Annotated in this window: 10 protein-coding genes; 7 read left to right on the top strand and 3 right to left on the bottom strand. The window is 69.0% G+C overall.

Going from position 1 to position 14,144, the window contains the following annotated elements:
- Positions 1–213 precede the first annotated feature (213 nt).
- From EP7_RS03000 to EP7_RS03015, 4 genes are all read left to right on the top strand, one after another.
- Positions 214–3,768 (top strand): PAS domain S-box protein, encoded by a 3,555-nt coding sequence (locus EP7_RS03000; RefSeq protein ID WP_463526097.1) that lies wholly within the window; start codon positions 214–216, stop codon positions 3,766–3,768.
- Between the two features lie 30 nt (positions 3,769–3,798).
- Positions 3,799–4,188, top strand: coding sequence for a response regulator (locus EP7_RS03005; protein WP_463526098.1), 390 nt, complete (start codon positions 3,799–3,801; stop codon positions 4,186–4,188).
- Positions 4,189–4,301: 113 nt separating this feature from the next.
- Positions 4,302–4,895 carry a UbiX family flavin prenyltransferase gene (locus EP7_RS03010; RefSeq protein WP_463526099.1) on the top strand — a complete coding sequence of 198 codons (594 nt, stop codon included), beginning with the start codon at positions 4,302–4,304 and terminating at the stop codon, positions 4,893–4,895.
- 35 nt (positions 4,896–4,930) lie between these two features.
- Positions 4,931–5,524, top strand: coding sequence for a GNAT family N-acetyltransferase (locus EP7_RS03015; RefSeq protein ID WP_463526100.1), 594 nt, complete (start codon positions 4,931–4,933; stop codon positions 5,522–5,524).
- Here EP7_RS03015 and EP7_RS03020 read toward each other — a convergent pair.
- Entirely contained in the window at positions 5,484–7,967 is a 2,484-nt protein-coding gene (locus tag EP7_RS03020) for a hypothetical protein (protein WP_463526101.1), read from the bottom strand. The two genes, EP7_RS03015 and EP7_RS03020, sit on opposite strands and share 41 nt — an antisense overlap.
- A gap of 204 nt (positions 7,968–8,171) precedes the next feature.
- Between EP7_RS03020 and EP7_RS03025 the strand changes: the two genes are divergently transcribed.
- The gene (locus EP7_RS03025) at positions 8,172–8,981 is read left to right on the top strand and encodes an MlaE family ABC transporter permease (protein WP_463526102.1); all 810 of its coding nucleotides are present in this window, start codon (positions 8,172–8,174) and stop codon (positions 8,979–8,981) included.
- A gap of 43 nt (positions 8,982–9,024) precedes the next feature.
- On the opposite strand, the gene EP7_RS03030 is transcribed toward EP7_RS03025, so the two are convergent.
- Positions 9,025–9,411: a hypothetical protein gene (locus EP7_RS03030; RefSeq protein WP_463526103.1), complete on the bottom strand. Its 387-nt coding sequence runs from the start codon at positions 9,409–9,411 to the stop codon at positions 9,025–9,027.
- A gap of 459 nt (positions 9,412–9,870) precedes the next feature.
- On the opposite strand from EP7_RS03030, the gene EP7_RS03035 reads away from it, so the two are divergent.
- Positions 9,871–10,956, top strand: coding sequence for an MlaD family protein (locus EP7_RS03035; RefSeq protein WP_463526104.1), 1,086 nt, complete (start codon positions 9,871–9,873; stop codon positions 10,954–10,956).
- A gap of 149 nt (positions 10,957–11,105) precedes the next feature.
- Here the strand turns inward: EP7_RS03035 and EP7_RS03040 are convergent, their stop codons facing one another.
- Positions 11,106–11,951, bottom strand: coding sequence for a hypothetical protein (locus EP7_RS03040; protein ID WP_463526105.1), 846 nt, complete (start codon positions 11,949–11,951; stop codon positions 11,106–11,108).
- 387 nt (positions 11,952–12,338) lie between these two features.
- Here EP7_RS03040 and EP7_RS03045 point away from each other — a divergent pair, with 387 nt between their 5' ends.
- Positions 12,339–13,505, top strand: coding sequence for a HEAT repeat domain-containing protein (locus EP7_RS03045; protein WP_463526106.1), 1,167 nt, complete (start codon positions 12,339–12,341; stop codon positions 13,503–13,505).
- The last annotated feature ends 639 nt before the right edge of the window (positions 13,506–14,144 follow it).

A 14,144-nucleotide genomic window follows, 5' to 3' on the forward strand; every position in this document is an offset into this window, starting at 1 on the left:
CTCCGTCTGCTGACCTGCGAAGGGATATCGCAGCAGTCGATCTCGGCCGTGGGGCATCGGAATCGCGGGCTCCACACTCTGTGCCGCCAGCCTCGACGGGGGCCGTGTGCTCGAAGGCCCTTGATCGCCACCGTCAGAGGCGGGACGTCGGCCACGTCTCCGGGGCGGGCAGCCTTTCGACCAGCGTTGGCCGGCCCATCGGATGAGGCCGAGATGACCCCCAGACCGGCCGGAGAACTCGACTCGCTCTGTGCCTTCGTCGAGACCTCGCGGGGCCCCTGCCTCGTGCTGGACGGAGCCTTCCGGGTCGCGTCGGCAAACCGTGCCTTCTGCGAGGCGTTCGGCCTCCCGGCGGGCCAGGCCGAGGGGCGTCTCGTCTTCGACCTCGACGGCGGACGCTGGGCCTTCCCGGGCCTGCGTGGGTTGCTGGATGCCGCACTCGGCGGCGAGGTCACCGACTTCGAGGTCGAGCACGACTTCGGCCCCATCGGCATCCGGTCGTTGCGGATCAATGCCCGGCGGGTCTCGCGTGACGGCGCCGCCCCGGGCGAGGAGCATGTGCTGATGGCCATCGAGGACGTGACCGACCGGCTTCAGGCTCGCGAGCTGAGCCAGCTGCTGGCCGCCATCGTCGACTCCTCGGACGACGCCATCGTCGGCAAGTCCTTCGAAGGCATCATCACGAGCTGGAACCGGGGGGCCGAGCGGATGTTCGGCTACACGGCCGAGGAGATCGTCGGCCGTCAGATCTCGACTCTCACCCCGCCTGTGGAGCCGGACCGGTGGGCCGGCATCCTCGAACAGTCCGGCTGCGAGCAGGCCGTCCCCGGGGAAGTCCCGGACCACTTCGAGACGCGCAGGCTGACCAAGGATGGGCGGATCCTCGACCTGGCCGTGACCGTCTCGCCGATCCGCGACGTCTCCCAGGATCGCCGGATCGCCGAGGCGGTGCGCGAGGCTCAGAAGCAGCGGCAGAAGGTGATCGACGCCGTGCCCGCCCTAATCTGCTACCTCGACCGCGAGGGGCGCTACAGGCTGGCCAACGAGGCCTACCGGACCTGGTACGGGTTGGACCCCCGGGCGATGCTGGGCCGGACCGTGCGCGAGGTCCTGGGCGACCGAGAGTACGAGGTGACCCGCCCGCGCATCGAGCGGACCATGTCCGGCGAGCCTCAGAAATTCGAGCAGGACCTGCCCGCCGACGGGGGGATTCGGACCATCCAGATGACCTACACGCCCGACCTTGATGCGAGCGGTCGGGTCGTCGGCTGCGTGGTCCTGGGCAACGACATTTCCGAACGCAAGCGGATGGAGGAGACGCTGAGGGGGGGCGAGGAGCGCTGGCGCGGGCTCTTCGAAGGGATGGTCGAGGGTTTCTTCCTCGGCGAGCTGGTCGGCGACCCAGCGGCCGGCGAGCCGCTGGACGTGCGACTGATCGAGATCAATCCCGCCTTCGGCAAGCTGACCGGCCTGGACGTCGCCAGTACGGTGGGCAAGACGATCCGAGAGGTCGTCCCCGAGATCGCGGACGACGTGATCCAGACCTACGCGGAGGTCGTCGAGACCGGCGAGCCCGCGCATTTCGAAGACTTCGTCCCCGCCCTGGGGGACCGCTGGTTCGAGGCCAGGGCGAGACGGATCGAAGGACGGCGGCTCTCCGTGCTGTTCATGGACGTGACCGACCGCAAGCGATCCGAGGGCGAGCGCCTCGAGGTCCAGCGCAAGCAGGAGGCGCTGATCCAGCTGGCCGACTGCCTGCGCGACCTCAAGGAGGTCGGGGCGATCACGTCGGCGGCCATGGAGATCGTCGGCAGGACGCTCGGGGTCTCCAGGGCGGGCTACGGCCAGGTCGACCTGTCGCAGGCTACGGTCAGAATCCTGGACGACTGGACCGACGGTCGAGCGAAGTCCCTCGCGGGACGACATCCGCTATCCGACTATGGCGGAACCCTCCGCGATCGCCTGATTCAGGGCCAGGCCATCGCCGTGGCCGACGTCGCGACCGACCCGATCACGGCGGGCGAGGCGGGCCGCTGGGCGTCGATCGACGTCGCAGCGGTCATCATGGTTCCGCTCATGGAGGAGGGATCGCTGGCCGCGGTCCTGTTCATCCAGTCCTCGACGCCCAGAGCCTGGGCCGCGGAGGACCTCGCCTTCGTCCGGGAGGCAGCCGACCGCATCTGGGCGACCGTCGAGCGGGCCCGGGTCGTCCACGACTTGCGGGCCAGCGAGGAGCGGTTCCGGCAGATCACCAACGTCGCCCCCCAGGTCCTCTGGACGGCCGGCCCCGACGGACAGCTCGACTACCTCAGCGACCAACATTACGAGAGCACGGGCACGGAGAGGCTCCCCGGCCTGGCCGTCGACTGGGCCCGGGTCATCCACCCCGACGACCTGGAGCTGACCTATCGGGCCTGGGACCTCGCGCTGACCACGGGCGACCATTACGAGGTCTCGCTGCGGATCTGGAACCAGCAATCGGGCAGGCACCGCTGGCACCTGACCCGCGCCGTGCCGATCCGCGACGACCGAGGCACGATCACCAAGTGGCTGGGGGCGAACACCGACATCGACGACCAGAAGCGGGCCGAGGCTGCGATCACGGCGGCGCGCAACGAGGCCGAGGCGGCCAACCAGATGAAGGACGACTTCCTGGCGACCCTCAGCCACGAGCTGCGTACCCCGCTGAACGCGATCATCGGCTGGGCCAAGGTGCTCCGCTCGGGGCGCGCCGACGCCGAGGACTTCGCCGACGGCCTCGCGGCGATCGAGCGCAACAGCGAGGCGCAATCCCAGCTCATCGACGACCTTCTGGACACCTCGCGGATCATCTCGGGGAAGCTGAGGCTGGAGCTCCAGCCGGTCGACCTCGCCGAGGTCATCGACGCGGCCATCGCATCGGTCGGACTCGCTGCGGCGGCCAAAGAGATCCGGATCGTCCGGACGCTCGACCCCGAGGTCGGACGCGTCTCGGGCGATTTCGCCAGGCTCCAGCAGATCATCTGGAACCTTCTCTCCAACGCCCTGAAGTTCACGCCGCAGCGAGGACAGATTGGAGTGGCCCTCGTGCGAGTCGACTCGCACCTGGAGGTCAGCGTCAGCGACTCGGGCACGGGCATCCCCGCCGAGTTCCTGCCCCACGTCTTCGACCGTTTCCGCCAGGCCGACTCGACGACGACCAGGCTTCACGGGGGCCTCGGGCTCGGCCTGGCGATCGTCAAGCAACTCGCGGAGTTGCACGGGGGGGAGGTCCGGGCGACGAGCGCCGGAGAGGGCCTGGGCTCGACGTTCACGGTGAGCCTGCCGATCATGCCCGTCAACGCCGAGACGACCGGCCGATCGGCCCCCGCGGAAGTCGTCGCCAAGGACGACCTCTGGCAGGGGGGCAAGCTCGCCGGGCTGAAGGTCATGGTCGTGGACGACGAGCCCGACGCCCGCCAGCTCCTACGCCGCGTGCTGGAGGGGTGCCTCGCCGAGGTGACGGAGGCCTCGTCCGCCGAGGACGCGCTATCGAATCTTGAGTCGTCCGTCCCCGACCTGATCATCAGCGACATCGGGATGCCGGTCCAAGACGGCTATGAGTTCATCCGTCGGGTGCGCACGCTGCACACGGCCAAAGACCTGCCCGCGGTGGCCCTGACGGCGTTCGCCCGCGCCGAGGACCGCAAGCGGGCATTGCTCGCAGGGTTCCAGAGGCACATCGCCAAGCCCGTCGACCCGGCCCAGCTGACGGCGGTCGTCGCCGGCCTGGCAGGCCGCACGGGGTAGGCATCTGGCGGGACCGAGGAGGACGCTCGCATGGCGGCCGAACCGATGCGAATCCTCATCGTCGACGACGATGTCGACACGGCCAGGATGATGCGTGCCCTGCTCAAGCCGGAGGGATACGCCATCCGGATCGAGCACGACGGCCTCGCCACCGTCGAGGCGGCTCGCTCGTTCGATCCCGACGTCGTGCTGATGGACCTGACACTGCCGGGGATGAACGGCACCGAGGCGGCCGAGGCCATCCGCGCGCTGCCGCCGCGGGCCGGCTGCACCATCCTCGCCGTCTCGGGCTTCGAGGCCCCGGCCGAGGGGCCTGCATCCCCGTTCGATGGCCACTACGTCAAGCCGGTGCGGCACGACGCGCTCCTGGCCCACCTGAGGCGCATCGACGCGGCACGCTCGACGGTCGGCGACGCCTGACCCGGGCTCGCGTGAGCGGGGACCCCCCGCACGCAGGGCGATTGACGCATCCTCCCCGCATCGGCCATGCTCAATTGTGGCGGATGTGTGCGAGGGGCCGGAGGCGGGGCGAAATGGGCGATGACGGGCGGCGGCGGTTGGTCGTGGGCATCTCGGGCGCGACGGGAATCATCTACGGGGTCCGGATCCTCGGGATGCTGAGGGCGGCCGGCATCGAGACCCACCTGGTCGTCTCCAAGGCCGGTCAATTAACGCGCAAGTATGAAACCGACCTGAAGTCGGCCGACCTGGCCGCGATGGCCGACGTCAACTATGCGCCCGGCGACGTCGGGGCCGCGATCGCCAGCGGGTCGTTCCGCACGATGGGGATGATCGTCGCCCCCTGCTCTGTACGCACCATGTCGTCGATCGCCGGCGGCACCACCGGCTCGCTCCTGACCCGCGCCGCCGACGTCTGCCTGAAGGAGCGACGGCGCATCGTCCTCCTGCTGCGCGAGACGCCGCTGCATGCCGGTCACCTGCGGTCGATGCTGGCCATCACCGAGATGGGCGGCATCATCATGCCCCCCGTCCCGGCCTTCTACACCCGCCCCAAAACAATCGATGATCTCGTGGACATGACTGCGGCGCGTGCCCTGGACCTCTTCGACGTCGACGTGCCGGGTGTGCCGCGCTGGGGCGAGACGCCCGAGCCCCCGCGCGACTGATGCAGGCCAGGACCGACCCCTGAGGAGCAGAAGCCGTGGACGTCAAGCCCGTCACTCTGATCGGCGACCTCGTGAGGCTCGAGCCGCTCTCGACCGACCATGCTGAGGACCTCGCCGCATCGGGCGGCGACGAGGCCATCTGGCAGCTTCTCCCCTATGGCCTGCCCACCGACCCGGGCCACATGGCGGCCTTCATTCGCCAGGCGATCGCACGCCAACAGGGGGGGATGGACGTCCCCTTCGCCGTGATCCACAAGCCCACCGGCAACGCCGTCGGCTGCACCCGCTACATGGACATCCGGCCCGAGCATCGGGGCCTGGAGATCGGCGGCACCTGGTACGCCACCGAGCACCAGCGCACGGGCGTGAACACCGAGGCCAAGCTCCTGCTCCTGCAGCACGCCTTCGAAGTCTTGCGCTGCATCCGGGTCCAGCTCAAGACCGACCTGCGCAACGAGCGCTCTCAGCGGGCCATCGAGAGGCTGGGCGCCGTCCGCGAGGGGGTCTTGCGCAATCACATCATCCTGGCGGACGGCTATCGCAGGTCGACCGTCATGTACTCCATCACCAACGACGAATGGCCGGCCGTCAAGGCTCGACTCCTCGACCTGATGGCCCGATATCGATGACCGGACTAAGCACGCGGCCGCGGACCATCCCCAGGCCCCAGAGCAGCCAGCACGCGGCGGAGAACGCCAGCGCGAGGCGCTCGACCCGCGCCGGATAGACCAGCACCAGCGTCCCGTCCTCGGCCGGCGGGATCTCGACCGCCTGCCAGCCATCGAAGGCCCGGCGGATCGTCAAGGGGCGCTCCGGACCCGAGGCGGGGTGCCACTCGGCCTCCCAGACTGGATCGGCAAGCTGGGAGACGACGACCAGGGATGGTCCATCGGCATCCAGGTCGATCTCCATCCGTTCGGGCCGGGGCGAGCGGACGGCGACCGGGCGTGCACCCCGTAGCGTGTCGATCGCCCGGGCTTCCCGCAAGATGCCCGCCGGCGAGGCGCCCGCAAGCCGCCAGGCGCGCGAAGGCGGTCGCTCCGGCATCAAGATCGAGAACGACGCGGCGCCTGGCGGGTTCGAACGGACCCATGCGTTGCCGTAGAGCCAGCCCGCCAAGGCACGGTCCTGCACGATGCCGGTCACCGGCCAGCCGGGCATCGGTCGCGCGTTCGGGGAGGCGGTTTCGAACGGGTCGAGCACACGCGTGGCCACCCCCATCGTGCGTAACGCCTCGCCCGCCAGTTCCGATCGGCCGGGCTGACCCGGCGGGGTGCGGGCCAGATCGGTCAGGTGGGCCATCGCGGGGAGGTCGAGCGTCCGGTACGCCGAGACCGGCGCCAGCCCGGCGACCATCGGCAAGTTGCGCGATGCGTCCAGGATTCTCCCCCCGGGATGGCTCGCAGACAACGTGCTGAGCACGGCGCTCTGGTCGACCAACGACCGGATCGGCCCGTCTTCGACAGGGCGGTCCCGACCGAACGCGACGAGGTCCAGCCCCGCCGCGACCAGCAAGGCGGCCCGCATCGATCGCCGGCCCGGCGCCAGCGCACCGATCAGCGTGAGCGCGACCAGGATCGCGGTGGTCTCTCGCAGCTCCCTCGCATAGATCCCCCAGCGGTCGCCCACCAGGCTTGTCGCCCGTTGCGAGACGTTCGGGGCCAGGAGCCCACGCCGGGCCAGGTCCTGCTGCACCGACAAGTCGTTTCGAGGGCGTCGAGCGTCAACCATCACGCGGGCGAACGGCGGATCACCGTCCCAGGGCAGGGCTCGCTGGAGGGCGTCGAACGTCGAGGAGAGCGCGGGGATACCACGTCCCTCGGTGCCGGCGACGGCGAGTTCCCAGGCGCCCACGACCAGGCCGATCAAGGTCGCCGAGACGCCCGCGAAGAGGAGCAATCCCCGGCGAGGCTGTACGCTGAATTCGAGCTGATCCCAGCCCAGGCCCGCCAGCACCGCCAGGGCCAGGCCTGTGGCCGCGCTCCAGCGAGCCGGGGCCCTGAAGAACGAGAATCCGGGGATCTGGCAGAGCCAGGAGAATCCGGGGATGTATGGGCCGAGGCTCAGCAGCAGCGTGACGAAGGCCGCCACCAGCAAGGCCCGCGTCGCCCGATCGGCCCGGCCCAGACGATAAACCGCGAGCGCCGCCAGCCAGAGGGGGGCCAGGCCCACATACGCCAGGTGTTCCTCCGGCGAGGTGTGGAACGGGTCCCAGGCTACGGGCCTCCAGAGCGGCGACCGGTGGAACAGGGCAGGCGCCAGGTAGCTGACGAGATGAACGGGGGTCGCCGCGAAGCCCGACAGATATTCATAGTCGCGGTCGGCCGAGGCCAGCGAGGCCAGCCTTGCCGTGGGCGCCATCTGAAGGGCCGCCAGCGCCAGGGCGCCGATTCCGACCAGGGTGAACCGACCCACTGCGCGGCCTCCGAGCTTCCCCGATCCGAGCAGCAGCACTCCCAGCCCAACCTGCGTGATGAACGCCACCTGGAAGTGTCCCGGCAAGACTTGCACGGCCAGGGCCGCTGCCAGCCACCAGCCGGCCCTGGTCCGACTTGCGCCGGGCGGTTCGGTGACTAGCCGCCAACCCAGGGCCCAGACCCAGGGCATCCATGAGCCGACGGTGTAGCCCCACTGATGCGGCATGTGAACGACGAAGAACCCCGAGGCCGACCAGACGAACCCCGCCAGCGCCGATCCCACGGCCGAGACGCCCATCAACCGAGCCAGCCAGTAGGCGCCCAGCGCCCCCCAGGCGACGTGCAAAACCAGGCTCAGCGTGTAGGCAAGCTCGGTCGAGAGCAGGCCATAAAGCAGCAGATGAGGCGGGTAATAGACCCCCATCTGGCTCTCGGCGATGCCCGGGAAGCCGTAGCCCCAGAGGTCATTCCAGAACGGTAGCCGGCCCGCGCGGAGGGATTGCCCCAGCACGCCCATCAGGCCGATGGAGAACTGGGTGACGTCGCCCCCGACCGGCATCCGCCCGCCGATGCCCAGCGGCCAGAGCCAGGTGGCCAGCGCCGCCAGCATCGCGGCCACGCAGGCGGGGCCACCCATCAGTCGCCGCGTTGCCATCGCCGTGTTCCCGGGCAGGTTCAGGTCGTCGGAGCCGGTCGGGCGCCGCCCGGATCGAGGTGGCCGAGGGCTCGGAGCTTAACCGCTCGAACGGGCCTCCGACACCCCGGGCCGGTTCCGCCGCCACTCCGGCTTTGCCTTATCATGATCGTGCCCAACAATCGGGGGCGGGCTGCGAAGAGTTCAAGAGGGGGGAACCGCTCGATGAGGACGCCGGACCTGGTCGGATCGATGCTGGATGCACCTTTGAGGGGCCTGGAATACACGGCACGGCTCGTCCGGTTCTGCGCCGGGGCGGTGCGTGGGATCCCTCGTTCGGTGCGCCAGCGTCCGGGCGAGTTCGTCCGCCAGTTCGAGCGTGTCGCCTGGGGGACCCTCCCGCTGGCGGTGGCGGCAGGCTTCAGTGTTGGGGTGGTCACCTGGCTGCATACCAGGCGGGTCCTTTCTCAGTTCGGCCAGGAGGCGAGCCTGCCGAGTTTCCTGTCGGTGGCCGTGCTCTCGGAGACGGGCCCGACGCTTGCGGGCCTGCTGATCGCGGGCCGGATGGGGGCCGGACTGGCTGCGGAGATGGCCACGATGGTGCTGACCGAGGAGGTCGACGCCCTGGTGGTGATGGGCGCGCCGCCGGTGCCGACCCTGGTCTCGCCCAGGGTCCTCGCCTGCGTCCTGGCCGCCCCGTTGCTGACCGTCTGCCTGGATGCCTCGGCGCTGCTGGGCGGCCTCGTCGCCGAGTTGCAGGGAGGGAATCTGTCGGCCGAGGGCTACGGGCTGAGGACACTCGACTACCTGAAGGTCTCGACCGTCGTGCCTGCGACCCTCAAGACGGCGTCGTTCGGGCTACTCGTGGGGCTGGTTGGCTGCTGGGTTGGCCTGGGCGCGGGCCGCTCGGCCGAGTCGGTGGGACGGGCGGCGACCCGGGGTGTCGTGGGGTCGATGATCGCCATCTTCGTGGCCAACGTCGCGCTCGTCCCCTGGATCCAGGCGTTCGTCGATGCCACCGGCTGGCGCGACTGATGGACGACACACGCAGGCCCGGACGGGTGGATGGATGCCGGGCTCAGTTTCGCGGCGGGTCATACAGAGTGAGGTCGAAGACCGAGGCGCCGGGCACCTGGGTCGGGCGGTCGCTGCCGGCAACTTCCAGGACGAACGCCATCAGGCAGGAGGCGGGGCTCAGGTCGCGCGTCACGTCGGCCGGCAGATTGCGGCGGGCGACGGCGTGGAGGATGACGAAGTCGTCGCAGGTCAGTGTGTCGGCCCAATGCTCGAAGTCGACGAGGAACTGGGCGACCACGCCCCGCGCCTGCGACCAGGCCGCCTTGCGGCTAGGGCCCTTCGGCGAGCGTTCGAATCGGTGGATCGAGGACTTCAGCCGCCTGGCCGACATCAGGGATGCCGGGAGGCAGATGGTTGTACACTCGCGATCGATTCGAGGAGTTCGCACGGAAGCCGGCTCCGAAATTGTCGAGGCGCTCTGTCTGGTCGCCAACGCAATTGCACGTCGGACGCCACCCTCGGGAATTATCGCCGAGCACGCTGGAAACTGCCCCTATGTTGCCCACAATCAACCCTCCATGTGGGGCGGAGGCCACGGACGATGACCGAGGGCGTGACATGGGCGAGGGGCCGCCTCGACATCGAGGCGTGACGGGTGTCCCGTCCCTGGGCACATTCCGGTCATCCCGAATGTCTTATCATGGGAAGGACCCATTCGTGAACAGGAACGTAGCGATTTTCGACACACTTGGCCCCGCTAATCTTAGGACTGCTTGCCGCACGTCTCGGGACGTTATCATTGCAAGTAACCAGCCGTGGACACCCTGTTACTCAGGGTAGCCAGCAGGCCCGACCATCGGACCGGGGTGGACCGCACATGAACACGGACATAAGCCGAGGACGGGCCTTGGCAAGCGCCCTCGTCGTGCTCCTGATTGTCGCCTTGGCCGGGGTGGGCATCGCCCTGATCTCCGCCAGGCAGTGGCGCTGGCAGGAGACGTTCCGGGCGTGTGGTAATTTCGCAACAGTTGCCGGCCTGAATCGCGGCGATCGGGTCCGGGTCCAGGGCATTGACGCCGGGGTGGTCGACGCGATCGAGCCGCCGACCCTCCCTGGCGGGCCGGTCAAGGCCTGGTTCCGGCTCGATGCGAGGCTCAAGACGTTGGTCCGGGCCGACGCCACGGCGAGGATCGGAAGCCAGGGGCTCGTCGGACCCAAGGTCGTCGAGATCATCCCGGGCAAGCCCGACGCACCCCCGCTCGGCCCCTCGGGCCAGCTGGCCACCGAGCCTCCCGTCGAGATGTCCGGGCTGCTGGCCGACCTCAAAGGCTCGCTCAGGCGGCTCGACGTCGTGGCCGACGAGGCCGAGCAGACCCTCTCCGCCGTCCGCCTGATCGCCTCGTCCATCGCACGCGGCGAGGGGAGCGTGGGCAAACTGGTGCGCGACGACGAGGCTTACAAGAAGCTCGTCGCGGTCTCGTCCCGGGGCGAGCGGGCGATGGGAGACCTCGAAGAAAACCTGGCCGCCCTGAAACGCACCTGGCCACTTTCCCGCTACTTCAACGACCGGGCCTTCTTCGACCGCGACCGCTTGCTCTATCAGCCGGGTGCCGAGCGTGACAGTCGATCGTTGCCGGCCGACGATCTATTCGAGTCGGGCCGGGCCGTGCTGACCGCTCGCGGACGGGCCTTGCTCGACGAGACCGCGGGCTGGTCGAAGGCGATGTTCAGGCCCGGTTCCGAGGTCGTGATCGCCGCCTTCACCGACGACGCACACGACGCCGGCATGGCCGAGATCCTCACCCAGGAGCAGGCCGACTCGGTCCGCAAGTACCTGAACACCAAGCATGCGCTGGAGACCATCGGCTGGTTCAGGACCAGGAAGGTGGCCGCGGTCGGCTTCGGCACCCAATCGCCAAGGGTCGCCGCCGGCCTGCCGCAGCCCGGCCCGCCGCGTCGGGTCGAGATCATCGTCTTCACGCCACAAGCTTGAGTTCAGTGGAAGATTGATAAGGAGGCGGAAGGGGGGGCGAACGGCCGGTGGACCCCGGGGCAGTCGTCAGATCTGCCCCGGGCCGGGTCGCTCGCCCTCCCCTCTCGCGTCGGGATCTCTGCATCGTCGGGCCGGTTCGGCCCCTTGTCTCAGCGCCTCGCGGTCGAGGTCGATCCTGTTGCATTCGCGGCCATGACGGGCCGGCCCGGATTCGCGTCGGGCTTGCGCACTTCCTGGACCAAGCTCACGAAATGGCCCCGGAAGTCGGCCGAGAGTTGCGGCTGGCGGTTGGCCACGCCGATGGCCCAGTCGGGGTGGGTCTCCACCAGTCGTCCCATCAAGGAGACGAACCAGCCGGCCTCGCGGATCTGGTCTTCCAGCAGCTTCTCGATGACCGGCCTGGCGGTGCGTGCGGCGGCCTTCCAGCCCTTGGAATCGACCTTCACGAAGGCCTCAAGGTCGTGCTGGACCCAGGGCTCCCCGTTCACTTCCTTGTAGTAGCCCGAGCGGACGATCAGAACGACCCGCCCCTCGAGCCTTGTGTTGCCGCGCGGCCCCGCGTTGTTCAGCGAGCAGTGCATGACGTTGAGCTTGGGCGAGCGGTAGGCATACTCCCAGACGCCCGTCGTCCCCGCCCCGTCCTCCCCTTCATAGCGGCCCAGGGCCACCTTCCGCAGCTTCACCGGCGAGGCGCTCAGGTCTTGCCAGAGGGCCAGGGTCAGCAGCGGCTCGTTGAGCAGGGTCATGTAGACCCGCGGGTTGCAGGGGAAGGAATCGGCGGGCGCCTTGCGGTGCAGGGTCGATTCGCGGATCGTCTCGGCGACGCTGTCCCGCAGATTGGGGGCGAGCTGTTCGAGCGGGACGACCTGGGCGGGCTCTGGGCGGCGGGCTGCGGCCAGCGCTCGGGCTGGGCTCGCGACCTCGGCCGACACGACCATCAGGCCGAGCCAGCGGACCGCCTCGCGCCGAGAAATCGGGGCCGGGGGGCGGTTCATGGCGACACTCCTGGGCATGGGGCCATCCGTCCTGGACTCCGGGCCGACGGGCTTCGCCCGCACCGCCCGTCCCCGCTTCCTTGGTCGGGGGCGGCGTCCTCCGCACACCCCAATCCATCGGCCGACTGGCCTCCCATTCCGCAGACTGTCAACCATAAAACGGGACCTTTTCGGGGTCGGCGCGAAATGGGGGGGAATGGGCAAAGATAACGCGTGGGCAGAAGCGTCGGAGTTTCGGTAATCGTCAAACTCGACGACGCGTGGTTCTGGGGTGGGAGTTGGCGATCGGCTGTCGGCATCTGGGCTTGTCGACTTGAGGAGAGTCGCTATGTTACCCGCCGACCAATGTCGAATGGATTCGGACGTCGGAACGACGAGGAGAGAGCCATGCCACGAGGGCGACACGCGCGGCGCTGGGTCTTCGGAATCTTGGGGTTGGCCGCGGTGTCGGCGGGCCTCCTGCCGCTGATGCGCGGCGAGGTGAAGGCCCCGTCGAAGGTCGACGGCCGGACGACCCTGGTCAGCCTGGCCGAGTCCCTGCACCGGGGCGATCCCCGCGGGGTGGCCGAGCTGCTCAACCGGGCCAAGCCGCCGGCCGACGGCAAGCTGGTCGCGCCGACAGAGACCGAGGCGCTCACCTGGGTCGAGGCCCTGTCCGGCCTGCGCGGCGGCTTCCTCAGCCTCCCCTTGAAGGACCGGATCGTCGCCGTCGAGGCCGCCTGCAAGGTGCTCAACCGGTTCGCCGCCGAGCCCGCCCCGCCCGAGTGGTTCCGCGCCACCGGCCCCGTCCACGACATCTTGACCTCGGCCCTGGCCGACCCCAGCGCGATGGTCCGGGTGGCCGCGATGAACGAGGTCGCCCGGCTCTGGACCTTCGAGCCCGGCCGGCCGATGATCGCCGTCGAGGAGGAGACCCTGGCCGGCTGGAAGGCGACCTTCCAGGCCTCGGTGGTCCGCCGCCTGGCCGATCCCGAGCCCGAATCGAGGGTCGCCGCCGTCGCCTGCCTGGGCACGCTCCCCCTCTCCGAGCCGGCCGCCCCGGCGGTCGCCTACCTGGAAGACCCCTCGCCTGTGGTCCGCCAGCAGGTCCTCTCGTCGTTCTCCCGCAGGCCGTCGCTGCTGCCCGAGGAGCTGATCCTCAAGCGGCTCTACGACCGCGACGCCCGCGTGGCGACCACCGCCGAGATCGTCCTGACGGCGCGTGGCCTGAGCAAGGAGCAGATCGGCCTGGGCAAGATGATCTCCCACCCCAAGGCCGAGCTCCGCGCCTCGGTCATCCCTCTGCTCGTCGAGCGCACCGACCTCGACCCGGTCGTCTGGCTGCTCCAGCTGTCGCACGACCCCGAGGAGTTCGTCCGCACCAAGTCGATCGAGGCCCTGGCCAGCCGGGTCGAAGTGCCCGAGGTCCGGACGCGTCTCGAAGAGATGTCCGCCTACGACGGCTCGGCCACCGTTCGGCAGTCCGCCGCCAAGCACCTCCCCGCAGGCTCCGAGGCCACCGCCGCCCTCCCCCCCCTGCCCGGCTCGCCGATCCTCAATCCCAAGGCCAACTGATCCGGCTTCGGACCCAGGCCAAGACGAATCCACGACCCCGCCCTCGCGTCCCGCACGCGAGAGGCGGGGTTCGCCGTCGACGCGCCGGGTTCGTTTCGTATTCGCGTTTCGCGGGGCTTTTCGCGGCACAATGGGTTCATTTCGCATTCGAGCCTGGATGACGGTCTTTTGCAGCGGCCAGCCGTTTGCGCGGTCCTAAGCTGCAATCAGGGTTCGAGTTCGGAGGCGCCGGGTTCGTTTCGTCATTTCGAGTTTGGCGTGCTAAGTTCGTGGATTCGTTTGGATGAATTCCTTCGGAGACAGCTTCCAGGGGTCGTCAACGAAGCCCATCCCGCTCGTGGAAATCGAGGACGAGCGTCGGGAATTCGGGCCCGTTATTCTGGGACGTCCGTTGGCCATTCTCTTAAGTTGCGATTCAGGGCGAAATCCGGCGAAATTTTCCGAATTTTTGGCCAATGTTGCTTTTGCGGGACACCCAGTTCCTGCCTTCGTCTGAGAGGCCGCGGCCCTCGTTGGTCTTCCTCTCGGATTTGCAGAGTGGGGAATGGCGCGGACACGACCCGGCCTGGAAGTCGGGGGCACTTCGGATTCTTCGAACGAGACGCTGGTCGGCCAGATCTCATCGCGGCGAATCTGTCA

This window comes from Isosphaeraceae bacterium EP7, assembly GCA_038400315.1.
GTDB lineage: Bacteria > Planctomycetota > Planctomycetia > Isosphaerales > Isosphaeraceae > EP7.

Coding starts and splice junctions, on each gene's coding strand:
- EP7_RS03000 (WP_463526097.1), top strand. CDS start 214: ATGACCCCCAGACCGGCCGGAGAACTCGACTCGCTCTGTGCCTTCGTC.
- EP7_RS03005 (WP_463526098.1), top strand. CDS start 3,799: ATGGCGGCCGAACCGATGCGAATCCTCATCGTCGACGACGATGTCGAC.
- EP7_RS03010 (WP_463526099.1), top strand. CDS start 4,302: ATGGGCGATGACGGGCGGCGGCGGTTGGTCGTGGGCATCTCGGGCGCG.
- EP7_RS03020 (WP_463526101.1), bottom strand. CDS start 7,967: ATGGCAACGCGGCGACTGATGGGTGGCCCCGCCTGCGTGGCCGCGATG.
- EP7_RS03025 (WP_463526102.1), top strand. CDS start 8,172: ATGAGGACGCCGGACCTGGTCGGATCGATGCTGGATGCACCTTTGAGG.
- EP7_RS03040 (WP_463526105.1), bottom strand. CDS start 11,951: ATGAACCGCCCCCCGGCCCCGATTTCTCGGCGCGAGGCGGTCCGCTGG.
- EP7_RS03045 (WP_463526106.1), top strand. CDS start 12,339: ATGCCACGAGGGCGACACGCGCGGCGCTGGGTCTTCGGAATCTTGGGG.